At 46.3% G+C, this 24,548-nt stretch carries 23 protein-coding genes; 9 read left to right on the forward strand and 14 right to left on the reverse strand.

Features of this window, described 5'->3' with window-relative positions; genetic code table 11:
* Positions 1–213 precede the first annotated feature (213 nt).
* The gene (locus QVE09_RS23315) at positions 214–1,365 is read left to right on the forward strand and encodes a VanZ family protein (RefSeq protein WP_315938717.1); all 1,152 of its coding nucleotides are present in this window, start codon (positions 214–216) and stop codon (positions 1,363–1,365) included.
* Positions 1,366–1,532: 167 nt separating this feature from the next.
* On the opposite strand, the gene QVE09_RS23320 is transcribed toward QVE09_RS23315, so the two are convergent.
* The 7 genes from QVE09_RS23320 to QVE09_RS23350 all read right to left on the reverse strand — a co-directional run bounded on the left by QVE09_RS23320 (position 1,533) and on the right by QVE09_RS23350 (position 8,764).
* Positions 1,533–2,990 carry a carboxylesterase/lipase family protein gene (locus tag QVE09_RS23320; RefSeq protein WP_315938718.1) on the reverse strand — a complete coding sequence of 486 codons (1,458 nt, stop codon included), beginning with the start codon at positions 2,988–2,990 and terminating at the stop codon, positions 1,533–1,535.
* 287 nt (positions 2,991–3,277) lie between these two features.
* The gene (locus QVE09_RS23325) at positions 3,278–4,372 is read right to left on the reverse strand and encodes a metallophosphoesterase family protein (protein WP_315938719.1); all 1,095 of its coding nucleotides are present in this window, start codon (positions 4,370–4,372) and stop codon (positions 3,278–3,280) included.
* Positions 4,372–4,710, reverse strand: a complete 339-nt coding sequence (locus QVE09_RS23330) for a DMT family transporter (protein ID WP_083684565.1) — start codon at positions 4,708–4,710, stop codon at positions 4,372–4,374. Before QVE09_RS23330 ends, QVE09_RS23325 begins: the two co-directional genes overlap by 1 nt.
* Positions 4,707–5,477: an HAD family hydrolase gene (locus tag QVE09_RS23335; protein WP_315938720.1), complete on the reverse strand. Its 771-nt coding sequence runs from the start codon at positions 5,475–5,477 to the stop codon at positions 4,707–4,709. The genes QVE09_RS23330 and QVE09_RS23335 overlap by 4 nt, the downstream gene beginning before the upstream one ends.
* A 94-nt stretch (positions 5,478–5,571) precedes the next feature.
* A complete protein-coding gene (locus QVE09_RS23340) occupies positions 5,572–6,945 on the reverse strand; it encodes an ABC transporter substrate-binding protein (protein WP_315938721.1) in 1,374 nt (457 codons plus the stop codon).
* Between the two features lie 38 nt (positions 6,946–6,983).
* Positions 6,984–7,829 carry a carbohydrate ABC transporter permease gene (locus QVE09_RS23345; RefSeq protein ID WP_315938722.1) on the reverse strand — a complete coding sequence of 282 codons (846 nt, stop codon included), beginning with the start codon at positions 7,827–7,829 and terminating at the stop codon, positions 6,984–6,986.
* A 59-nt stretch (positions 7,830–7,888) separates the two neighbouring features.
* Positions 7,889–8,764: a carbohydrate ABC transporter permease gene (locus QVE09_RS23350; protein ID WP_036671737.1), complete on the reverse strand. Its 876-nt coding sequence runs from the start codon at positions 8,762–8,764 to the stop codon at positions 7,889–7,891.
* 198 nt (positions 8,765–8,962) lie between these two features.
* On the opposite strand from QVE09_RS23350, the gene QVE09_RS23355 reads away from it, so the two are divergent.
* Positions 8,963–9,529 carry a GbsR/MarR family transcriptional regulator gene (locus QVE09_RS23355; RefSeq protein ID WP_315938723.1) on the forward strand — a complete coding sequence of 189 codons (567 nt, stop codon included), beginning with the start codon at positions 8,963–8,965 and terminating at the stop codon, positions 9,527–9,529.
* A gap of 240 nt (positions 9,530–9,769) precedes the next feature.
* Positions 9,770–10,489 (forward strand): hypothetical protein, encoded by a 720-nt coding sequence (locus QVE09_RS23360; RefSeq protein WP_315938724.1) that lies wholly within the window; start codon positions 9,770–9,772, stop codon positions 10,487–10,489.
* A 143-nt stretch (positions 10,490–10,632) separates the two neighbouring features.
* Here QVE09_RS23360 and QVE09_RS23365 read toward each other — a convergent pair whose 3' ends face one another.
* Together QVE09_RS23365 and QVE09_RS23370 are read right to left on the reverse strand one after the other, a co-directional pair.
* Positions 10,633–14,235, reverse strand: coding sequence for an S-layer homology domain-containing protein (locus tag QVE09_RS23365; protein WP_315938725.1), 3,603 nt, complete (start codon positions 14,233–14,235; stop codon positions 10,633–10,635).
* Positions 14,236–14,462: 227 nt separating this feature from the next.
* A complete protein-coding gene (locus tag QVE09_RS23370) occupies positions 14,463–15,206 on the reverse strand; it encodes an SDR family oxidoreductase (protein ID WP_315938726.1) in 744 nt (247 codons plus the stop codon).
* 240 nt (positions 15,207–15,446) lie between these two features.
* Here QVE09_RS23370 and QVE09_RS23375 point away from each other — a divergent pair, with 240 nt between their 5' ends.
* Positions 15,447–15,821: a winged helix-turn-helix transcriptional regulator gene (locus QVE09_RS23375; protein ID WP_315938727.1), complete on the forward strand. Its 375-nt coding sequence runs from the start codon at positions 15,447–15,449 to the stop codon at positions 15,819–15,821.
* 130 nt (positions 15,822–15,951) lie between these two features.
* Here QVE09_RS23375 and QVE09_RS23380 read toward each other — a convergent pair whose 3' ends face one another.
* A complete protein-coding gene (locus QVE09_RS23380) occupies positions 15,952–17,109 on the reverse strand; it encodes a glycerate kinase (RefSeq protein ID WP_315938728.1) in 1,158 nt (385 codons plus the stop codon).
* A 3-nt stretch (positions 17,110–17,112) separates the two neighbouring features.
* Entirely contained in the window at positions 17,113–17,547 is a 435-nt protein-coding gene (locus QVE09_RS23385) for an Lrp/AsnC family transcriptional regulator (RefSeq protein WP_315938729.1), read from the reverse strand.
* A 160-nt stretch (positions 17,548–17,707) separates the two neighbouring features.
* Here QVE09_RS23385 and QVE09_RS23390 point away from each other — a divergent pair, with 160 nt between their 5' ends.
* The gene (locus QVE09_RS23390) at positions 17,708–18,175 is read left to right on the forward strand and encodes a VOC family protein (protein WP_315938730.1); all 468 of its coding nucleotides are present in this window, start codon (positions 17,708–17,710) and stop codon (positions 18,173–18,175) included.
* Positions 18,176–18,264: 89 nt separating this feature from the next.
* Here QVE09_RS23390 and QVE09_RS23395 read toward each other — a convergent pair whose 3' ends face one another.
* Positions 18,265–18,819 (reverse strand): hypothetical protein, encoded by a 555-nt coding sequence (locus QVE09_RS23395; protein WP_315938731.1) that lies wholly within the window; start codon positions 18,817–18,819, stop codon positions 18,265–18,267.
* Between the two features lie 96 nt (positions 18,820–18,915).
* Here QVE09_RS23395 and QVE09_RS23400 point away from each other — a divergent pair, with 96 nt between their 5' ends.
* Positions 18,916–19,833, forward strand: a complete 918-nt coding sequence (locus QVE09_RS23400; RefSeq protein WP_315938732.1) for a phosphatidate cytidylyltransferase — start codon at positions 18,916–18,918, stop codon at positions 19,831–19,833.
* A 315-nt stretch (positions 19,834–20,148) separates the two neighbouring features.
* Here the strand turns inward: QVE09_RS23400 and QVE09_RS23405 are convergent, their stop codons facing one another.
* A complete protein-coding gene (locus QVE09_RS23405; RefSeq protein WP_315938733.1) occupies positions 20,149–20,727 on the reverse strand; it encodes a hypothetical protein in 579 nt (192 codons plus the stop codon).
* 444 nt (positions 20,728–21,171) lie between these two features.
* A complete protein-coding gene (locus QVE09_RS23410) occupies positions 21,172–21,549 on the reverse strand; it encodes a LysM peptidoglycan-binding domain-containing protein (RefSeq protein WP_315938734.1) in 378 nt (125 codons plus the stop codon).
* 304 nt (positions 21,550–21,853) lie between these two features.
* Here QVE09_RS23410 and QVE09_RS23415 point away from each other — a divergent pair, with 304 nt between their 5' ends.
* The 3 genes from QVE09_RS23415 (at position 21,854) to QVE09_RS23425 (ending at position 24,499) form a co-directional block, all read left to right on the forward strand.
* The gene (locus QVE09_RS23415; protein WP_315938735.1) at positions 21,854–22,906 is read left to right on the forward strand and encodes a bifunctional transcriptional activator/DNA repair enzyme AdaA; all 1,053 of its coding nucleotides are present in this window, start codon (positions 21,854–21,856) and stop codon (positions 22,904–22,906) included.
* A gap of 77 nt (positions 22,907–22,983) precedes the next feature.
* The gene (locus tag QVE09_RS23420; protein ID WP_315938736.1) at positions 22,984–23,769 is read left to right on the forward strand and encodes an isocitrate lyase/PEP mutase family protein; all 786 of its coding nucleotides are present in this window, start codon (positions 22,984–22,986) and stop codon (positions 23,767–23,769) included.
* Between the two features lie 214 nt (positions 23,770–23,983).
* Positions 23,984–24,499, forward strand: a complete 516-nt coding sequence (locus QVE09_RS23425; protein WP_315938737.1) for a hypothetical protein — start codon at positions 23,984–23,986, stop codon at positions 24,497–24,499.
* Positions 24,500–24,548 lie beyond the last annotated feature (49 nt).

A 24,548-nucleotide genomic window follows, 5' to 3' on the forward strand; every position in this document is an offset into this window, starting at 1 on the left:
CGATTGGCATTCCCGCAAGTATACGGGATTTCGACTTTATATTCCATACGCTTGGTCACTGCATGGATGGATTTAAACCAAATTTAAGGTTCATGCCTCCCTCACTTTAAGGGTAACTACTTATGATGTAACTATTAGATACGCACTACACATACATGAATTTTAATGTCTATATGAATGTTATTATATTTAATACCAAAGGAGTTCCTGCTCATGTCCTCATATGTTTTCCCTGTGCAAACGGCTTTTTTGATCTTTGTCTTTGCGGCCATGTTCTTGCTGGTGCCGTGGTTGATCTATGGTTATCGTAAAGACGGTTTTTTCAGCTGGTCACGGTTTGGCGTCAGCTTTTCGTTTATCTTTTATATTCTGGCCGCCTATTGCCTCGTTATTCTCCCGTTTCCGACTACGCGAGATACCTGTGCGCAGCAAGCCGCTGACACGATCTACTACAATCTGGTTCCATTCACTTTTGTCAAAGACATCATGAAGGAAACACCCATTGTATGGTCTCAGCCTTCCAGCTATCTCAGCATGATTCAGGGCAGAGCCTTCCTGCAAGTTCTATTTAACGTCCTGCTCCTTATGCCGCTGGGTGTATATATCCGTTATTTTTTTCAAAAGAGATCATTCTGGAAGTACGCCCTGCTAGGCGGATTCGGGCTTTCCTTATTCTTCGAGATCACTCAAATCACCGGATTCTACGGGTATTATAATTGTCCCTACCGCCTGTTCGATGTAGATGATCTGTTATTGAATACTTCGGGAGCGGTCATTGGATTCTTCACAGCGCCCATCCTGCTTGCTTTATTCCCATCACGTGCAAGCATTCAGGCGAAGAGTGAACAGATTGTGGAGCAAAACCGAGTGTATACTATGCCTCAATTGCTCGCGTTGATTATCGATGGCGTCGTTGTTGTCTTCCTTTCGAATCTAATCTCCATCTTTACAGCGTCTGATGTGATCAGTGATGCACTGAGTACGTCCATTGCTATGGTTATCGTGCTGTTCTTTATACCTTGGGTGCGAAATGGTGTAACTCCAGGCTCGGCCATCTTGCGATTCCGCTATGTGGATCGTCAGACCGGCACACCCACCAGTGAATCGTTATTCAAAAGATTTGCCGCACTCTATGTTCCATGGCTGCTGGTTACGATCATTCGCTTGGTCAACGATTATGCTTTTTCAGGTCATCAGGATGTTATGCTTCAGCCTTATCAAATGTGGATCTCTTTGGGGACATTCGGCATCTATATGTTAGTCTACGCCGTGCTCTTTGTTCATGTCTTGATCGTGCTCTTCTCCCGTGGAAAACGTTCCTTCTACTTCGATGAGGTGTCCCGCACGCGTGCCTCTCGTAAATAATGTTTGGAGTATAACAAGGCATAATGTACCTCTAATTGGCACTTACGTTTTACTTACTTGATCAGCTGGATTACAAAAAGCGGACGTTCATTCTGAGAATGAACGTCCGCTTTTGATTAGGCGCATAGCAGTTTTTCAGAGTATCCATACACAATAACCCACCTGGATTATAAACCCAACAGCTCTCGCTTGGCTGCATCCGGATCATGTACGACCTCAATCTCATGGTTAAAGATTAGTGTCGCACGATCCTGCTCATATTCAGGCCAGTTCACACCTGCAACTTCAGGTTTGCCGTTCTTGGCAAAGGAAATCCAGGCATCCTGTACCTTGAGGGCAAGTGCCGCGGCAGCTTCGTCGGGCTCTGCATTCATGAATTTGAGGACATGCAGTGTATTAAACACAAAGAACATTTCGATGCTGTGAATCGCTCTTTTTAACAAGGGATGTTCCGGCATCACCCAATCAAATCGATACATCCACACCGGGGCATATTTCTGTTGTGCAGCAGCATATTGCAGCGCTGACCGCCAGAAGAACATATCGGTCATGACTTGGGCTTGTCCATCTGCCGTTTTTTGATAACTATCCGCGATGGCTACCCGATTCTCCAGATCTGGCGTCATAAAGTCTACGCCCTGAACCATATCGATTTCTTTTGAAAAAGGTACATGCGGCTGGATGAACAGTGCACCCTCGTGTAATGTCGTACCAATCAGCACTGGAATATCCTGCGCTGAGCCTTCGCTCACTGCCTGAAGTGGCACCTGTGGTAGTGTCTGCCCATCCAATACAGGTTGGAACAATAATGCCATACCTGCCCCGCTCTGCTGTTTGACCGTTTCTCCTGCTGCAATAATCTGCTCTACAGGAATTGTATTTAACTTCTGCAGGTTGTCCCGGTCCACCCCAAGAATCTTTAACATCCCTTCCCGCAATGCTGCAGCTTGCTCTGCCGGCATGAACTGGGATGCACCACTCTCCATAATGGCACGTTGGAAAAGTCCTTTGGCCGCTGGCATCGCCATCAGTGCCGCAATACTCATACTGCCCGCTGATTCGCCGAACACCGTAATTTGATCCGGGTTACCACCAAAAGCAGAGATATTATCCTTCACCCACTGTAATGCCGCAACCTGATCCAGCAGACCTGCATTGGATACATATGAATCACCTAATGGAGCCATATGCAGGAATCCCAAAGGTCCTAATCGGTAGTTGATCGTCACAACGATGACGTCCCCCCGAACCGCTAACTGTGTACCATCATACATCGGCTGGCTACCCGAACCGGATACAAAGGAACCGCCGTGAATCCATACCATGACTGGCAATGTGGATGCTTCCTTTTTCCCAGGAGCCCAAATATTCAGATATAAACTATCTTCTGACTCGTGCGGAAGTTCTGTCAGGCCTTCTGGTTGATGATTTCGAGGTTGTATATTCTCAGGCCCAAATTGTATAGCCTGTCTGATTCCATCCCATGACTCGGGCTGTACCGGAGCCTTGAAACGCAGCTCACCTACTGGAGGTTTCGCATAGGGAATGCCTTTCCATACACTTGCATCGTGCAAAAGTTCGCCTTGAACGGTACCATATGTCGTTTGAACCTGAAGTTCTCTCATGCCGCTTCTACTTCCTCTCCGTAAATAAGTTGAATTAACGAGTACGTGCATATCATGTGTACTTATTTGAGTATAGTTTGTAGTCATACCCATTTACAACTTTACCCAACTCTAGCCTTCCCTGCTACGTTTCACGTGGAACTTTATGGGGTGGAGGTTCATTGTATCTGATACACATCGAATGATGAACAACAAAAAGGCCACCCATTGAGCAATATCATCAAGTCTAACTTATCTGAATGACATTGACCCATAGCATGACCCTTTCCCGTTGACTATCCAAATAACTACCCTTTTACTGGATAACGCACCGTAAACTCAACACCTTCGATCCATTCGCCCGCGACAAAGTCCCGTCCCTTCACAACCACTCGATCCTTATAAATCTCCACATGAAGTCCTTCACTGCCCTCCAGATGCTCATCCTGATCTGTCCAGAGATAACCTACAGACGAAGCATTAAACATCGTTGGCATGTGGCCTGCACCATCGTACATCGTATGCTGCGCCTCCAGCTGCCAATGAGTGTGACCCGAGAAGAGGATCGCTTGCGGGTATTTGGCAAGAACCTCTTTAAGTTCCGCATCCTGATTCACACCATACCAGCCTTGTTCTTTCATCGAACCTGCTACCGTATCCATAAGTGGCTGGTGCAAGAAAATGAAGATGGGATGTTCTGGCGTTGCACGCTCAGACAATTTCGCATCCAGCCACGCCAATTGTTCAGACGACATATCACAATCCTTCGGATGAGGTTGCTCGGTGCCCAGGAAAATATAATGATACCCATCAATCCAGTGATCGTGGTAAGCGCCCTTCATGCCTGTTGTCCCTTTAAAATCACTCAATCGACGCTGCCACAACCCGGCGACTGTAATGGGGTCGACTCCTGAAGAGATCGGTCCCCCATCCTGGCCCTCCTGCTCCGAAGGTGCAGCAGACAACGTATAGGTCCCGCCGGATAGTTGCTCAATCAGTGCATCTGATTCAGCAGCCGTTTGTTTTGTGACCAGCTCCATATCTGCTTCCTGCTCCAACAACTCGGCTACATCATCCTCTTTCATCTCAAGCAAAACGATCGGCGGATCTTGCCATACCACGGCTCCAATATCATGATTACCTACTGTGTACCGGATATCCGGCAAGCTCTTCGCATGCTGCTTCCATATGCGCTGCAACTCACGATATTCGCTCGGCAGCCCCCGATCTGTCACATCACCCACATGCATAATCCCGCTGCTCCCCTGACTGAATGTAGCTATGTCGGCTAATGCTTGGTCCAGATGCCGGTTATGAATATGGTCTGCCTCATCTCGCACATGTGTGTCCGTAATGACCTGGAAGCTGGTAATAGGTTGCTCCGGTGTATGTTCATTTTTCATCAAGAATCACTCCATTTCAGTCCAATAATGCCAATCAGAATAAAACCGATCCATACCATCGACGTGAGCCGCAGACGTTCACCAAAAAAGTAATGCCCTACAACGCCAATGAGCGTAATGCCCACCCCAGACCAGATCGCATAGGCTACAGCCAGCGGCATATACTTCACTGCAAAGTTAAGAAACGTAAAACTTGCGCCATAACAGACAAACATCAACACCGAAGGCCATAACCGTGAGAACCCATCCGATACTTTTAGCAAAATGGTGGCGCTCAGCTCCAGCCCGATGGCCAATGCCAACAGTACCCAGCCCAAGTAGGCGTGACTGTTCGTCATCGATTCAGCCCACCATTCAGCAATTCATGGAAGGATTGAATCGTTCTGTCCGCCAAGCGGATTCTTCCCGGTTCTCCAATGCCAATCCTGCACCCGGCACCGGCGGTTCGTGCCATCTCCATGTCGCCGTCCGTATCTCCAATAACCACAGTATGTTGTACAGACACACCTAACCGTTCACAGGCAAGCAGAAGCATATCGGGAAATGGTTTGCCTCGCTCCACCAGATCCGTGCCAATCACCACGTCAAAATAGGAATCCAGCCCCATCCACTGCAAATGTTTAATCGCACTTGGGGTATCATCTGCCGTCACTACGCCCATAACGACGCCTTCGCTACGGCACTGTTCAAGGAATTTTTGAACTCCCGGCAATGCACGTGCCGGACGATGCTGCTCCATCTCTTCCTCCGCTCGCGCCAAACACTCCCGAACCATAATCTTGGCTTCCGCCCAGCTGAGACCCGCACGATATCCATGCCACGTCAGCACGGCATACACTTCATCCATTGTTCCCATCGCAAGCGGCCCCCGCACATCATACCCATTCATTCGGCCTTGTTCATCGTGGAATGTACCCCAGATCTGTGGAAGTTCATCTGTATTGATACGAAGTCCCCTGGTCGCCAACTGGTCTCTGAAGTCGTTCAACACACAATCGGTCCAGAATCCCCACATGCCCGTAAAATCAAGTAATGTCCCGTCCTTATCGAACAAAACGGCTTTAATCGGATTTGGTAATCCGTCCACATACATCTCATCTTGCATTGGTTAAACTCCTTGTCTGCGATCTTTATGAACGGAAAGGACGGTACAGCATGTACCGCCCCTTTCGCTTAATTCACTTGCCCATATACGTTTATTATTTCGTTACACGATCCAGTTCTTTTTGCGCTTTCTCTTTCGCTTCCTTCAGCGCTTTTTCCGCTGGCATATTATTGATCTGCACCTGATCAGCTGCATCCTTCAATGCATCATTGATCTTGCCACCTGTTGGATCCTGGAATGGAGCCGAAGCGTGAGCTGCCTGTTGCAGTGGTACGGTGATTTGTGGATTTTCCTCACTGAATTTCATGAACTCTGGATCTTGTTGAGCCGATTGACGTACTGCGATATATCCGGTGTTCATGGACCATGAAGCTGTGTTCGAAGTTTCAGAGAAATACGTAAGCCACTTGTAAGCTGCCTGTTGTTGCTCTGGACTCGCTGCTGACGGAATACCTGCCGAAATGGCACTTGCTACCGGTTTCCCTTCACCAATACCTTCCCAGCCTGGTTGTTGCATCGCAGCGACTACGCTAAAGTCCAAGTCGCCTTGGTCACCACTAGATCCGGTATAACCCGCTGCTTTATTTTTCATCACATCATCAATCGTTTTGTACCAGTACTCCCAGCCCTGACCTCCATAATGAATGCCCATAATCTTGTCTTCGTTGATCCATTTACGGAACAGGTCCCATGTCTCGATCCATTCCGGGGAGTCAATCATGACGGTTTTGCCATCTTCGCTAAGAATCTGTCCGCCCTTACCCAGCACGGCATCAATCATATTGTCTCTGCCCCACATCGGTTCCCAACCGTAGAAGGTGGTCTTGCCATTCTCTTGCTTGCTCATCTTCGCTGCTGCCTCAGCCAGCTTCTCCCATGTCGTCAGACTCGCTGGGTCGATTCCGTTCTCCTTGAACGTATCCATGCGGTAATACATGATTTGAGTTGTACCATACATTGGTAAAAAGTATTGCTTTCCATCCACCTGTCCCTGGTTCAGGAATGTCTGAATGAAATCGTCTTTCTTAAAATTCGGATCTGCAGCAATCATCTCATCCATGGGTGCATAATATCCTTTGCGTGCCCAGTCTATATTGGAGCTGAGTACAGCGGCCGGAACATTCTTGGAAGCAATCGCTGCTTGCAGCTTCTGTTCCGTCTCCGTGTAATCAGCCTGTACAATTCCCTTCACAACCACTTCGTTCTGGGAGGCGTTGAACGCATCAATCGTTTTTTTCATGTTATCGCCCAGATTACCACCCAGACCATACCAGAATTCAATCTCCACCGGATCTTTTGCCTGAACTTCGGTTCCACTGGCAGCAGCCGTCGTGCCTGATTCTGCGGGTGCTTGTGTTCCACAAGCGGTCAATAGCGCAAAGCTGGTCGCGAGTACCAGCGACATGCCACCCTTCCAGTTCAACCTCAATCTCTTTTTCCATGTCATGCTTACCTGACTCCAATTCATTGTCGTTCCTCCCGTTTTAGGTGAAATGGTAGTGCATATCAGTTCTTGTTCACACCAGCCGTGATATTCACGCTCTGCATGATGGTCTTCTGGGTGAACAGGAAGAGAATAAGTAGGGGTGCGATGGTGAAGGCACTCGCAGCCATAATCTGTGGCCAAGCAAGTCCATATGCCCCACCTTCTACATAGAAGCTGCGCAGACCCGCCGATACCAACTGTAAGTCAGGGTCTTTGGTGATGAGCATAGGCCAGAAATAGTTGTTGTACTGTTCAATAAACGTAATCAGAACCATCACGGCAAAGCTTGAGCGAACAAGCGGCGTGATAATCGTCCAGAGAATCCTGAAGTGGGATGCACCGTCCAGCTGTCCGGCTTCCACCAATTCATGAGATACTTGCATGAATGCCTGCCGGATCAGGAAGATCGAGAACACGCTGACACAGTTGGATACAATCAAGCCCGTGTAGGAATCTAGCAGATTAAGTTCGCTAAGCACCAGGTAACTAGGCAGATACACGGCCGTACTTGGTATCATATAACCCACCAGAATCAGGGAGGTCAGTACACCTTTGAGACGGAATTTCATATGTGTCAGAGCGTACGCCATCATACTCGAGTTGACGATCTGAAATAGACAGATGGCCAAGGCTACCCCCGTACTATTCAGGATGTAACGGGCAAATGGTGCCGCATTCCAGGCATCCACATAGTTGCTCCACAGGAACGTCTCCGGCCAGAAGGTCGGCGGGAACTGCCAGATCTCATCATTGGTTTTGAATCCGCTAATGACCATCCAATAGAAGGGAAAGGCTGTACCCAGTGCGATAACGGCTAACAGGAGGTAGCGGATCAATTTACTTATTTTAAAATTCGGTTGTGACATGTTCTGCAACTCCTTGCGCTTCATCCGTTTAGACTTTTTGTTGGGCAATGTCATTGTCATTAGTAGTGCACCAGACGTCTGCCAAGCAGGAAGGATACTCCCGAGAGCAACACGCAGATCAGAATGATCACAACGGCGATGGACGAAGCTTCACCTACGTTAAAGGATTCGAATGCAGACTGGTAATACATGTACAGCAACGTTCTCGTTGATCCCGCCGGTCCACCCTGCGTCATGACATTGATCTGGTCATAGGCTTGCAAGGACTGGATTGTAAGAATAATTGAGAGAAAAAACGTCGTTGGTGAGATCAGCGGCAATGTGATACTTCTGAACTTATCCCAACCGTTGGCACCATCGATTGAAGCTGCTTCGAGCAGATCGGAAGGTAGATTTCGTAGCGCGACGAGATAAAATACCATTGCCCACCCAATCGACTTCCAGAGCGTGACGATCAGAACAGCAACCAATGCCCAGTCCGCGTCACGCAACCAGCCGATTGGAGATACGCCAACCCAGCCCAGCATCAGATTAGCGAGTCCCACTTCGGGCTCGAAGATCCATGACCACGCAATGGACACCGCAACTGTCGGGGTGACCCAAGGTGAGAAGAGTAATGTCCGGAAGATGCCGGATGATTTGATCTTGCTATTCATGAGCATCGCGAGTGCCAATCCGCCCACAATAGTTGGGATCACACTTCCCAGTCCGAATAACAAGGTGACTTTCAGTGATCGATAGAATTCAGAGTTTGTCAGCAGATAACTGTAATTGTCCAACCCAACGAACAACTTGTCCGGGCTCATGAAGTCCCAATCGGTGAAACTGAGATAAACGATATATCCCAGAGGTCCCAGCCAGAAGATCAGCAATGGGATTAGAGCTGGCAGCGTGAATAGTACCGCCTCAGACTCCCTCCATAGTTTTAAACGCAAATCCCCCACTCCTTACTGTCCAATTTTTCTTTAATGATTGGGAATTTTTGAGTATAATCAGCTTTATATTTATTCTGTACAAAATTTATTGTACACTCGTATTGAAAATTCTAATTCCGGCTTATGTTAAAATTGGAGCAAGTCATGTAAAATATGAGGCAGCTAGTGGGAACGCTATCATAAACCAGAGGTGACATTGTGGGAAAAGAAACCGCCGGGAACCCGAATCATTCTTCATTACCTGATCGGCATGCGCTGAGGGAGAGAGTTATTGAGGCCATCGCCAATACGATGGATCTATATGGGGTGAATCATACGTTTGGCAAATTATACGGCATCATGTATTTTGAGGATCGACCGATGACACTTGAAGAGATGAAGAACTCGATGAATATGAGCAAGAGCAACATGAGCTATGCGGTTCGTTCGCTTACAGAGTCACAGATGATCTATAAACTGGAGGAAAAGAAGGACCGTCAGGATCAGTATCTGGCTGAGACCGACTTCTATCGTACATTTCAGAATTTCTTTGGAGCTAAGCTACAACGGGAAGTAGATGTCATGTTAGAAGGTATTCGTGAGGTCATTCCTGACCTGTCCGCTATGATCCTTTCGGAGCATACCTCTTCTGAAGATCGAGATGATGCACTTCGTGATCTGCACAAACTGCAACATGCGGAGCAATATTACGTCTGGTTACAAGGATTCGTGGAGCAGTTGCGGGACGGTAAGTTTTACGAGAATTCTCCTCCGAAGAACGACTAATGTGCAGTAGCAGAATTCAATGAGATACGCTCAAAGGCAAGATAGGGATAAGAAGAATTTCCAAAACGGTATGGGAAAAAATCCTGTGCCGTTTTTTGATGTAAGTAAGGAAAAGTTCTTAATGGACTAGCGATTACGTCACCGTCGGCATTATATTGGGCAATCGGTAACACAAAATGGGCTAATGCATAGACTGGGACTAAATAAAACCCAGATTCTTATGCATTGGAGATGTGAACATTGAGTAATACAAAAAATAAAGTTAAGACCCAGCAAATTCCCACAAAAAAATTTTCTCCCGTAAGCATTATATCTGAACTCCCACCCGTCCGCGGTAACGTAAGGACTTCCTCCTCAAATCCCAAATCCACTCATAATGAAAAAGACACTTCCTCCGCTATCAATGAATGCGTAGATCGCGCTTTTCGTATTCCGATCTTTTTGAGTACAACCAACACGGTAAATGACCTGCAAGGACAATTCCTGAACCGTCTTATTGCGGAGATTGAAGATGCATTGCTCTTCCCCCGCACATTGCCCGTAAGCGAACAATATCCGGAAAACATCCTGACGAATATACGGCGCTTGGTTTTTTCGAGCTATGGTTTGCTCGCCATCAACTTCCAACGATTTTTTGTTCAAATTCTTCAATCCAATGTGGGTGGTCCACCAACGAGCACTCCGTTCTGGGAAGGATCTACTTTTTCTCAAATCGAACCTGCCATGGCTTTTCAATTCGGCATTCCAATCTTATTAGTTAGAGAGACGGGAACTGACGTCAGTAATGGCATTTGGGCTGGAGGAATTACACCTCTCAACATATTTGTGGATTGGGATTCCGAAAACCAATCGGTAGAGGATTTCTTTAACAGTGTTCAATGGAGAGAGGTCTTTGCGTATTGGGCTGCAGAGGTTAGGGGTAACTATTTGCTCCGAACGGAACCCCTGTTCAATAATTAAATCATTACCATGAATTCAAAAGTGAGTCGGTTGAACTTAGGTTCGCCCTTTCTTGACCTCATGGATAACAAAAAAGAGCAAGTTATCTTATCGATAACCTGCTCTTTTTCTTCATTGTGAGCTCTGTGATTCTGTAACAGATATTACTTTTGCGCAGCAGCTTCAATATCTGCATATGCCCAGTGTGTTGCTGGTACGTCGCTGAACGTTGACGTAACTGCGCCAGTTAGGGGTGTACGTTTGAATAATACATTTAACACTTTCACGGCTTCCGCACGCGTCAGCTTACTGTCTGGTTTGAATGTACCATCGTTATAACCCACCATTAGATCAGCAGATTGCACATAAGCAATCGCATCAGCTGCCCACAGGTCTGCGGATACATCTGTGAAGGAAACTGGTGTACCATTCACGGTTGTTTCACTCGCTTGTTGCTGCATCCAGCGATACGCAATGGTAGCCATCTGTGCACGGGTAATCGAACCTTCTGGTGCAAATTGAGTGTTGCTCATGCCGTTCATGATACCTGCGGATTGAGCTTTTTGAATGTCACTTGTTGCCCAATGTGTTGCAGATACATCCTTGTAGCTCACGCTATTCGTGGAACCTGCTGCCGCTTCAGTTGGAAGATTGCGAGCCAGCATGGCTGCCATCTGTGCACGTGTTACGAATGCATCTGGGCGGAAATCTTCACCAAATCCTTGAATGTACGGTTGATGTGTACTTTGTGAAGCTTTCAGTCCATCCACAACAACGAGGGTGAATGTACTGAATTTGGATACGGTAAATTCGATGCCTTCGCTGTTATCCGCGAGTTGCACCAGTTTGCCTTGAATCAATTCTTTTGTGCCGTCACTGTGTTCGATGTAGATCGCCAGGTTGTCCAATGCCCGCTGACGAGCAGCCGGATCGGTTGGCAGACTATCACGCAGTGGCAAAGTTAACGTCACTTCGCGGCTCTGCATATTCGTTTCGATCTCTACCGGACGAGCCAGTACACGCACATTCGTGTTTGGAGCAATCTGTTGGATCAACCGCTCTTTCTTCGCACGTTCTTCGACTTCTTTGCGCTCCGATTCCTTCTTCAAAGGTACAACGCGGAAGTACAAGTCTTGATCAAATCCGGCGATGGAATTCGTCGGAACGGAAATCACTACATTCTCTGTAGAGATTTCAAGTTTGAGCGAACCATCATTCAGTTCTTTTACCGCTGCTTTAGGCAGTTCAATACGTGTCTCGGACACGGCATCTTTGGTATCAGGAATCACGATGCGTGCGGTGTTCATGTTCAATTGTTTCGCTTTTTCTACCGATTCCTTGGCAATCGCTTCGGTCATTTTCACTAGATCTTTGATCGTGCCGTTGGTTTCGGTCGTACGGGTAATTGGCGTTTTGGTCAGGTTGGTACCGTTTGATCCATTAACGTCAACCACGATCTGCTCTTGTTTCGTTGTTGGTGCAGGTGTAGACGTTACAGGCGTAGGCGTAGATGATCCGCCACCACCTGTGTTTCCACCCGGGTTAGGCGTTGAGCCATTACCATTATCAGTATTGCTATCTCCGTTCTGTGTAAAGACAATCTTCACCGCGCGGCCTGGCAGTTCATCGCTGATCGCCTTATAGCGAACCCATACCGTTTTGTTACCGCTAAAATCAAGTTTCTGAATATTGGCCAGATCCAACCAGTGCTGCTTATCGTCGAAGGAGATCTCCATCGTGCTGTCCAAGCCAATTATGGAGTTATTGATGTCATTCCCCTTCACATTAGGAGCCGTAAAGAATCGGTTAAATACATATTGTAGATTTTCAACATCTTCGTAGCTGTCTTCTTCAGTGAGCAACCATTCTGCCAATTCCTTTTGGTCTTCAGGACTCAACTCTGCTCTTTTGGATAAATCAAGGGCACCTGTACGATCAAACTTGTATTTGTTGAAGAATGCTTCACCTGTAATGTAATCATTCATAGCTGACTCAAGCCATTGATCCATTCGATCAACCTTGGTAGCCTTATCGATAGACTGGTATGGCGTAGTCAAGAGCCCTAGCACAACCATAGGTTCCACGATATTCCCTTGAAAATTCCCTTCTAACCTCTCGAAGGCCACTGAATACAAGTATCTATAAGCAAAAATACTTTTGTCTACTTTGTTGGTACGTTTCAAATACTCTTGACCAATGCTACGAAATCCCTCGCTTTGTTGATCATTAAAGGACACTGGCAAATCTGCTAACTTCTGCGAAAGTTCATCCAGCTTGTTTTTAAGAGTAACAAGTTGCTTTTGCTCCCAAACCGATTGGGCCAGAACAGCAAGCTCCATCATATATTGAACCTGTTCTTTATTTTTGTAATCTTTATTTACATATTGAATCAGGAACCCTGCAATAAAATCTCTAACCTCCGGGGTTAAAGCACCGTAGCCATCAGGCAGAGTAATACCCAGATCCGGGTTTTCCATCGCTACACGCATGGCATCTCTGTTAAAGCTGCTTTTTGCAGCATTTAAGACAGCCAATGGATCGGTTTCGTTATCATCAGGGAAAAATTTATTAAATGCAGTCTGAATTTCTTCAAAACTTGCATATCCACCAAGGGGTCTTTCACTAAGCATATATTCTGCCAATTCTTCTTGTTCTTCGGAAGTAAGATCATTCAATTTGCTAACATCCAAAGGGAATTTTCCAATTGGAATCTCCACGTCTTCATCGGAGTTGTATGTCTCAATATCTCCCTGAATTTCTAACATATTTATTAACTTTTTCAACATATCTTCTGATGTTTCTACTTTGTTAATAAAAGGTGTTTCTTCCAATGCTGATTGCGTATAATTAAGTATTTCCGAGATATCGAGTTTTTTTGTGAGTTTACGCTCATATCTAAAAGCTGCCATACGTCTTTCAACTTCGGAGGAATCGAGATAATAGTGAATAAGTTCATAGTATTTATCATCTGCTTCTATATCATTGAATTGTTGCTGTATTCGCTCGGCTTGTTTATTAAAAAATGCATCAAGGACTTCTCTGGAGTCAGGTCCTCCAATTTTGTGTGGAAGCTCCAAGGCTTGCAAGGCCAATTGAACTACATATTGGACTTGTTCCTTACTCTCATAACTACTAGAGGCTGGTGGGCTTGATTCCTTCAACATGTATTCTGCAATGTCAGATTGCTCTTTCTCAGACAATAATTCAAAATCGGGAGTAGCAATGAAATTTTTGTTACTAAGCAACTCTATTACTTCTGGTATGAAATTGGTAATAGGATCCTGAACTTTTCTCTTTTTGATTTCGTTAAACTGGTCCAACTCGCTCAGCTGTGTACTAGGGTCGTAAGATTGCATCTGGTACGCAGATTCCAAACCTTTGCCATCATTAACAATTACATTGAAATAGTAAGTTACGCTGTCGCTTAAACCCATAAATTCTCTGGAAAACGTACCGTCTTCAGATTCTGCACCACTAATCCAATCATCGTTCCCATAGTCTAGTGAGTCCCTGATTTCTTCCATGTCTTTCAGGTTAGGATAAACAGAGACGTAGACCTGATATTTTAATTCATATGATGGCGTAGAGGAGTCCGCATATTCCCAATGTACTTCAACATTGTTATCACCCGTAGGCTTGATTGTGATTAAGCCACCCTTTCCTGGTACAGGATACGTTGCTCCTGCACTAACCTTCCCTGCTGGTGCCAGCCATGGAGCTACCAACACCAAAATGAGCAACATGCTCATTATTTTTCTGTAATTCATGTACTTGATCCTCCCTGTCTCATGTTTTTTACATATAAATTCAATCCCTCTGATACGTAAGGCCTATTGTAGTACACTGCGATAAACAGATTCTAAACAAAAAGAGTAAATAAAAGGAAAAAGATCCACCCTGTAGTACAAAAACAGGATAGATCTCAACTTTTTTCGCCATATTTCATCATTTTATTTTAAAATAATATTCTTTTGGACCTATATAACTCCAGCTCTTAAATCAAGGTGTACCCGCCATCCACATACAATGTGCTGCCCGTCGTGAACGTATTGGTCATCAGATACGTAACTGTATGTGCAATTTCTTCATTGTAGCCAACCCGCTTGATTAGAGACAGCTTCTCATAATCTTTAAAATGGTCACCACGTGGCGTCCCTTCTTGCCCCTCCCGCCAGATGGTTCCAGGGGATACAACATTCACACGAACCGGTGCCAATTCCACCGCGAGTGCTTTACCCAGGCTCTCAATTGCACCGTTACATGCAGCGTAAGAAGCACCGCCATCCAGTGGACGCTGGCTGAATCCACCAGACATTAAGGTGATCGAGCCGGAAGCTGATAGAGACGGTGCAGCATATTTAGCCGCAAAGTATTGTGGCCAGAACTTGCCTTTGAAACAACTCTCTGCCGTCTCCCGATCCGAAGTCAGTGGTCCTCGAGTGTAGGCTGCTCCTGGTGTGAAGAGATGATCGAACGTTCCGATTCGGGCGAAAAATGCTTCGAGTTGCTGTTCATCCTGATTGTCCAATACATGAACTTCCACCACCGTTTCTCCAGCCACGCCTGTGCCCACAGCCTTCGTAATCTGTTCCCTTGCTTCCTCCAATCTGGACGCCGATCTTCCTGCAATAATCACATCCGCACCTGCGGCAGCTGCCTGAATTGCCGTAGCCAGTCCGATGCCCGAGCTCCCTCCGATAACAACGACCCGTTTATTCTCCAATGTATACTGATTCATCTATGATCATCCTCTCATCTCCGGTTATGTATGTGCTTGTGCTCTCCCGTTGGTGTTCATTATTCATGAAATGTAGGACGTTGAATAGTACGCATTTACATCGTACCTAGTACGAATATTCGTACTATTGGGACGGGATTACGACGGTTCCCCCCTCTTTTCACAGAGACGATCAAGCAGAGATAGAGAAAATCCGGTATGATGGAGATACATATAGACGTATAAATCGAGGTGATTACTATGGATTTACAAGAACCAAGGTTGCAGGGAGTACTGACAACACTGGAGACCATTAATGGGAAGTGGAAACCCCTTATCTTGTTTATTTTATTAAAAGAAGGTACGAAGCGATTCGGTGAACTACGACGCATAATTCCTGATGTAGCCCAAGGCACGTTAACGAAACAACTGCGTGAGCTGGAGCAGGATCAAATAATTGTGCGCACGCTCTATGGTGATGTTCCACCAAAGGTAGAATACAGCCTGTCCGAACACGGCCAGACCATCGGTACGTTATTGGACGGCATGTGTGGTTGGGGCAAAACACATCTAAACTACCTGAACAGCACACAAGGCGCCATAAAGGGTAAAGATAACGCGAACGAAGCGACCTGAACGACAACTATACAATGGAATTTCACAGCAAAAAACGAGAGACAGATCACCTGATATCAGGCATATCCGTATCCCGTCTTTGTCACATCGCATTCCAATCCGACCCCATATGATCCCGATGGTCACTGATCTAAGAAAGTAGACCTAGCTTCAGTACTCTAGCAATATTCTCGGTGGTACGTTCCACATTCTCCGGGCCTTCTCGCAATAGTTGATCCAGATCTGCTGCCCCAGGCACAATACCAAATATGGCATCGATGCCTTCCGCGTAGAGGGTGTCGATCCCTTCGCCCACATAGCCTGCAAGAGCAATCACAGGTTTACCCGCTTCCTTGGCTGCTCGAGCAACACCATAGGGGGTCTTGCCAAATTTCGTTTGGAAGTCGATACCGCCTTCGCCCGTAAATACCACATCCGCAGCAATCAACTTTTCACGCAACTCAGTATATTCAATGACAATTTCAATCCCTTTACGTAACACAGCCTGTGTAAAAATCAAAAGTCCCGCGCCCAATCCCCCAGCCGCTCCGGCTCCTGGTACATCACGGATATCCTTGTGCAGCCGCTGTTTCACCACATCTGCATAATGGGACAGATTCGTATCCAGCTGCTCCACCATCTCTGGAGTTGCCCCTTTTTGTGGTCCAAACACCCTTGATGCGCCATGCTCCCCACAGAGCGGATTGGTCACATCACAGGCCACAATGAACTCCACTTCCTGCAAACGCTCATCCAGACCGGATACATCAATCTGAGCCAGTTGATCCAGAGCCCCGCCACCACGCGCAAGCGGCTGACCCTGTGCATCCAGAAACTTCGCACCAAGTGCTTCAGCCATGCCAGCCCCACCATCGTTGGTCGCACTACCACCAATGCCAATGATGATCTTACGTATGCCAAGGTCCAGACATGCGTGAATCAACTCGCCTGTTCCATAGGTTGTTGTCCGGAGCGGGTCCCGGGTGTCCTTGGTAACCAAGTGGATGCCGCTCGCCGATGCCATCTCGATGACCGCCGTTGTTCCGCCACCCAGAATGCCATACTGCGCAGTGACTGTCTGACCCAATGGTCCTCTCACCTCTCGCTGGTGAAGCACACCGCCGGAAGCGTCCACAAGGGACTGCACCGTACCTTCCCCACCATCTGCCATAGGTACATGAATATAGCCTGCCGTCGGGTATATTTTACGCAATCCTTTTTCCATCGCGATACATACTTCTTTTGCTGTCATGCTTTCTTTGAACGAATCCGGTGCCAGAACAAATGTCTTCTCTCTAGTCTCTCTCATATCTTAAAGGAGAACGCGGTTTTCCATGATATTTTTCATGCTGATATGGGATTTGGAGGGTCCCAGCTTCACCAGTGAATCCTGAAATTCGGCAAGTTCTTCAATGGACGCCGTCTGTACCTTGATCAGATAGTTATACTCACCGCTAATCCGATAGACATCCGTGACTTCGATGGCCTGTTCACAGAACTGAACCAACTCGTCGCAATGCTCTGTTTTGAGCAAAATAAACGTCGTGGTTCCACGGTTTAACCGGGCCAGATTATAGATGGTTGAATAGCCCGCTATTACTCCTCTTTCCTCCAGTTTCATTATTCTTTCCTTAACCGAAGGTTGGGACATGTTAATTTCTTTGCTGATCTGTGCAACGGGGATACGTGCATGATGTTGCAACAAGCGCATAATCTGCTGATCGATTTCATCTATTATGTGTTCCATTTGTAACACCTCCGAGTCGTCGGCTTATTTAATAAGGTTTTTCTGATAAATTATCTAAAATTATATAGATTTCATCTCATTATATCCTTTGATATTGTATGGTTCCAATGCGATATCAGCCCTATACTTTAGAATACAATCTGAAGAAGGAGCGATGAACGTGAGTGTTATTGGACTTGCACATGTAGCCATTCAGGCTCGTAATTACGAAGATACCCTGGCGTTTTATACAAAAGTATTAGGATTCAAGGTCGGTCACTCCTGGAGTTTGCCTTCCTTCCACATTACCGAGGCGTGTATACTGATCTCTCCGGATCAGCGCACCTGTATTGAGGTATTTGACCCAAAAGCCGTCATTCCAGCCGAGGGTGAAGCTGCCACCTCTCCTGAAGCGGTCCGGCACGGCGCACTGTTACATTTCGCCTTTTACGTGCATGATGTAGAAGATATCTATCAGCGAGCGCTCGCCCATGGAGCCAAAACCTATGTTGAACCAGATTGGATATCGCTTGGTGAACCTGCACTTCGGGTTAGAAATGCGCTCGTCCACAGTCCAAATGGTGAAGTGATCGAATTCCTTGAAGAGGTTAATTTCGACAGATCCTCATCCTCACCATCATCTATATGAAGTACACAAACAGCCTGTTGCCTCGTCATCCGTGGCAGCAGGCTATTTCATGGTTGGATTTCCTTGGAGTGTCAGCATACGCACCTACCCTACTCTTGCTCTGCACTCCCCAGCGTATACTCGCTTAATTTCCCCTCATATACCAGTTGCAATCGTTCACTCTGGCGAAAATCATCCGGTGTCACCAGCGCAGGCAGCTTGTTCCACAGTTTGATGCCTGAACGCTGTAGAATCTCGGCTACAAATTGGGAGCAGAAGTAGGAGTTGCTGAACTCCACCGGTTCCTTGAGCGTAATGCCGATCACGCCGAGCAGATTGTACATATATTTCTGGCGGCTGCGGATGAAGATATGCAGCACGCGTTTCATTTTTTCCACTTCACGATCCGTCACCTTAAGCTCATATATGACACATGTCGTATTGGGATACTTGCTGTATGTACCTGTCTGAATATCTTCCTTCACAAACCCGCCATTCAGCGGATTGCTGGGATGTTTGCGACCGAAGCTGTACAGCTCGGTTAACTCCCGGTCAAATGAGATCGATGCGTGATTATATGGCGCTCGGGTATAGCTCTGAATAACCTTGGTAAACAGCGTTCCTGTATTCGTAAGCAGAATATAGATGGAGCGATCATCTGTCATAGCAAAATTTCCCCTTATCAAGTTGGCACTATTCCTTCATAATAACATAGGTGCCCTATAATGGAATCTTACTTTGAATAAGCAGGTGATCGGTTCGTGAGCAGTTCACTCTTTACACTAACGTTAATCTTCACAGCTTTACTTGTGATACATATCGTCTACAAAGTTATTACGAAGCTTCAGCCAAACAAAGACTATTCAGGGATCGGCCAAAAAATCAAAACCTGGTGGGGCATGTTTGTGATCTTTTGTCTCGCTACCCTCTTCAATCCTATTGTGTCCCTGATCTCCCTCATGGTGCTTGCATTCTTCTCACTCAAAGAATACTTCTCCATGATTCGAAGTACACGCAAAGCTGACCGCAGGCTGTTCCTATGGGCATATCTGGCGATTCCCGTCCAGTTCTATTGGATCTACATTGGATGGTATGGCATGTTTATCGTGTTTATTCCACTATATGTGTTCCTGGTACTTCCCTTGCCACGCCTGATTAACAAAGGTACGGTCGGGTTCCTGCGCAGTGTCAGCTCTACACAATGGGGACTAATGCTGATGGTGTTTGGGCTGAGCCACCTAGCCTATTTTCCATTTGCCACACCGGAGTACGGGGCCAAGCTGGTGTTGTTCCTGGTCGTGTTAACACAGCTTAATGATGTGGTGCACTATCTGGTCTCTCTCTATCTGGGCAAACGAAAAGTGGTGCCTACTGCCAATCCTTTTGTCACCTGGGAAGGGTTCGCGTGTGCATTCATTGTGACAACAGCTACGTCGTATTTCATCCATCCCTACCTGACGCCATTTGATTGGAAATTCTCGCTGTTCATCGGGGTGTTGATCAGTCTGGCCGGATTCTTCGGCAGTCTGACGGTGTCTGTACTGAAGCGCGATCTGTTAATTGGAGATGACAACAAGTTTGATTCACTCAAAAAAAGCTACCTGAGCCGGGTCGACAGCCTGACCTATACCTCTCCGGTTATGTTCCACGTGGTCCGTTATTTCTTTGACTTTATGTAGCAACTATATAAATTGAACTAAAAAGTAATTTTTACACTTGCCACTCCGATGACAGAACAACCTTCAGATCGCTGTTATCCCCCGATTTTTTTTAATTACTTTTATAAAGGTGAAAATCAGGGTATAAAGGCGAACGCTCCGCTTCTTCTGGTTATTTCTGTCCTCTACGTTCTCGTGTAAATCTTCAGTTCAATCTTTATAGATGTAGCAACAGATAGATCGGCGATCTTGTAATCATGTATGTCAAAAAAAGCAGCCCAAGTGGCTGCTTTTCCTGTTCAACAGGCTCCAGACGGAGCGTTAATGATGTGCCTGCTACTTCAATGTAATTTCTTTCTCGGACAGGATTTCGTTCCCCTCATCATTTGTGAAGACAAATGTCGCTTTGCCGCGCTCGCCCTTCATCTCATCCGAATAGATAAATCCGGAGAATTGTCCATTGCCGCTAAAGTAAAACCCCTCTTCACCATTTCCACCATGTTCAATGGCTTCCTGTAGCGAATTTACAATCGTCACCGTGTTAGACGTCCATCGCATCTCCTTTAGTGTATACCCCTTCGGAACCTGTTTAATTCCAAAATCAAAGCTGTTACCCTCGCTCGGTTTCTCCGACTGGTCAATGACGATATCAATCTGCTCAGACGGTTCAGTGGATTCCGATTGTGCTGTAGGCTTGCCCTCATCACCACTCGCACTACCTTGATCATTGTTATTCTTCGCATCCGCATTCGGAACAGAGCTTTCTCCAGCTTCCTCTACGGGTTGCTTCGATTGTGGATAGGCATGTTCCTGAACCGATTCATTATTATTCTTGGCACCACAGGCACTGACGAATAGCGAAATACAGAGCACAGACATGCAAAGTGCAGATTTCTTTATTTTTATTTTCATCATCTACTTCTCCCTTCATCCATCTACAGCACATAGATCTATATCAGTTGAACTAATCATTTACACGATAACGGAGAGGACAGAAAAAACCTGAAAAAGCGAAGTCACAAGCTTTCTGTAAGAAAGCTACTCCGAAAGCATACACTTCGCCTAAAAGCTTTCTGAAAGAAAGCTGCATCGGAAGCATACGCTATCCCCGGATTTTCCCTTTAAGAAAAGGGAATCAAAAAATCTGGGGATAACAGCGATTGGAAGGTTATTCTGTCATCGTAGTGTCAGTGTAAATATTCTTTAGTTCAACTTATATAGCACACCACTTATTAATCACTACACCATATCGTCCCACATGAAGCTCCATTATATGTAAATGATTAATAAATTCAGTATGTAACTGCACCTCGATGAGTAAAAAAAGAACTCCGTTCATGACGTCATGCACCGTTTATTTTATCGATCAAACCCAGGCAAGACCAACACTTGTCCAATTCGAATGGCGTTATGCTCGATTTTGTTCACTTTCTTAATTGCTTCTACATACACACGAGTATCCATCTGCTGAGGTTTATGTGCCAAAGAAATGCCCCACAGTGTATCTCCCTGAGATACAACGATCTGGTCCCCCGATAACAATTGCTCATCCCCTGCAAATGCAGTGAATACAGCACTACACCCTATGATTATAATTAGAGTTATGGTGACGATCTTCACTAGCCAGGTTGGCGTCTTCACACGCTGCATGAATTGATCTTTAACATACATTGTGCGAGACTCGGACGTTTTGGTATAAGCGGATTCATAAATACTTTTGTACGTGGAATATTTCATTCTAGTCGACCTCCAAACTTTCGTTCCGCTAATCTTTAATTTCATGTTTACCTATGTATTTTTCCTATAACAATGAATGATCAATAATTATATTTTTCACTATATAGGTATCCTTGCCTAAGTAACCCTACACTGATAGGTCTATACTACCAGTTCACTCTAAACAAATTCTGAACAAACGGATTCCTTCTCCAATGAGATGCAATCTTTCCAATATTCATGCCTGATTTTCGGCGATGCTTGCTGCAACGTTTTTCTATAATAGGTTATAGATAAAGATTCTAATGAGTAAGGACGTGCCCCCATGATTTCTGCTGATCTGAAGGAACAATATTACGAGGCGCTTGTGGCCAAGGATTCGGAATACGAGGGTTTATTCTATGTTGGGGTCCGAACCACCGGTGTGTTCTGTCGTCCCACATGCCCTGCGCGAAAGCCAAAATTCGAAAACTGTGAATTCTATGAGACAGCTCAGCAGGCACTTCTGGCCTCTTATCGCCCTTGCCAGCGCTGTCGCCCGCTCTCTCACACCAACCAAGTATCCGATGTCGTTCGCATCTTGGTAGAAGCTGTGGAGAAAAATCCGGAGAAACGCTGGAAAGGACAGGATTTCAAGGCACTCTCCATCGATGAATCCACGGCGCGACGACAGTTCAAGAAGCGGTTCGGCATGACCTTTGTCGAATATGCCCGTGCTCGCCGCATGGGACTTGCCCTGAAAAATATTCGTTCTGGTCGCACCGTGATTGATAGCCAATTATCTACCGGATATGAGTCAAGCAGCGGCTTCCGCGATGCCTTTTCACGGATCATGGGTGCCGCCCCTACACAAGTCGATGAAGGACATATCCTAAAAGCGTCCTGGATTGACACCCGCCTCGGCCCGATGATGGCCATTGCAGACGAGGAGTCGCTATATTTACTGGAATTTGTGGACCGCAGAGGTCTGGAACGCGAAGTTGAGCGTCTGCGCAAACGAACCAAATCAGCGATTGTACCCGGCACTACAGCTCCCATCCAGTCCATTGAGCGTGAACTAAACGAGTACTTTCAAGGTATTCGGACAGCATTCGACACACCGTTGTTCTGTTTAGGAACACCATTTCAAAAGCAGGTATGGGACGAGTTGCTGTCCATTCCGGCTGGGGAAACAAGGTCATATCAGGAGATTGCAAATGCACTGGGAAAACCGACTGCTTGCCGAGCCGTGGCACAAGCGAATGGGGCCAACCAGCTTGCGATTGTGATTCCATGTCACCGTGTAATCAATGCCAGTGGCGAACTGGGTGGATACGGCGGGGGATTAACTCGCAAAAACTGGCTTTTGACTCACGAGAAACAAAAACAGGGTAGCTGAAAAACAGAATGAAGTAATGAAGTACGCATCAAATGTCCAAAGGAATGCATGATATAACAAAGGAGAGCCAACATAATATGAGTACCTTAGAGGAGAAAGCAACGTTGTTCCAACAATACCATGTGAAAGGAAAACCACTTGTTCTCGTTAATGTGTGGGATGCTGGAAGTGCACAAGCCATTCAATCCGCTGGAGCAACGGCCATTGCTACCGGAAGCTGGTCCGTTGCTGCGGCCCACGGTGAACACGACGGTGAATCCATGCCATTCCATCTGGTGCTTGCCAATCTCGCACGGATTACAGCGAGCGTGGATCTGCCTGTAACGATCGATATAGAGGGAGGGTATGGGAGGTCTGTGTCAGAAGTGAAGAAAAATATCCTGCAAGTCATCGATCATGGTGCTGTAGGAATCAACATGGAAGACCAACTTCCCACTGGCTTGGGATTGTACTCTGTGGAGGAGCAATGCCCGAGACTGTCCGCCGCCCGGGAAGCTGCGGAGCAGGCAGGCATACCGTTTTTCATTAACGCCCGCACAGATATTTTTCTGCAAAATGCACCTGAACACCATACCCACTCCCTCCTGGAGGAAGTACTTATACGTTCGAGCCATTATGCAGATGCAGGAGCCAGCGGTCTGTTTGTACCCGGTTTGCAGGATCACCAACTGATTCAGGAATTGTGTGAGCGTTCACCTCTGCCAATTAACGTTATGGTTACATCTCCTGAGCCTTCACCAAAACAACTTGCCGCACTGGGTGTAGCACGTGTAAGCTATGGGCCTTATCCCTATCTGCAAGTTATGGAACACCTGAAAGAACTAGGGCGAAGCATTCTGATGGGTAGTTCCGAATCGTCATAAGCGAACACCTATGGTATAATCACCCCTATTGAACACTAGGGCGTGTCTGGAAACTCCGAAGGTAGCAGATTTTGCCGAATTTTCGTTCCAAGCAAGGAAATTTTCCGCAGGCGTGCCGGGGCACGTCAAGGGAAAGTGACGCAGCAGGGGGCGAAAAGGCGGTAAAAGATGCACTTCAGCGAGTTTTCAGACACGACCTAACTAGGAGGCAATTATGCTTAACGTGGAACAAAAGCTTGAAGTGCTACAATCGTATCCCCAACTGCAACGCAAAGATGTTTCTCTCGGTCGTGTTAACTTCCACTACGAGGAAAGCGCGTATGATAAGAAAATTGTTGCTCTCCATATTCACCCTAACGGTAACGGTTATATTTATGCAGGGCTACTGCCCAACTATGAGACCGATGCTAAAGGATTCGTCAATATTCGTGATTACTCCGAAGCAGATCTGCGCACCTTGTTAGATGAAACGATCCAAGCAATGTCTCACAACCCCAACGCAGTTGAATTTAAAGAACCAGAACAAGTAAAAGCTGCTCCTGCATTGGCTACTACCTCTACGGGTGGCGGAACGTGGATCGATGAAGATGGACATACGCTGACTTTAAAATATGAAGATGACATGTGGTATGTGTATTCCGGTGTTAATCTGGATATGGCTTTTGAAACGCGTAGCGAAGCTGGCGAGTATCTCAAAGACGAAGGATTCAAACCGCAAGCTCAGGCTTAACGCATGCACCTTCATTTGGAATTGCGCACAAAGATTGTTGAATAGGTAT

Source organism: Paenibacillus sp. ClWae2A (assembly GCF_032452295.1).
Taxonomy (GTDB): Bacteria; Bacillota; Bacilli; order Paenibacillales; family Paenibacillaceae; genus Paenibacillus.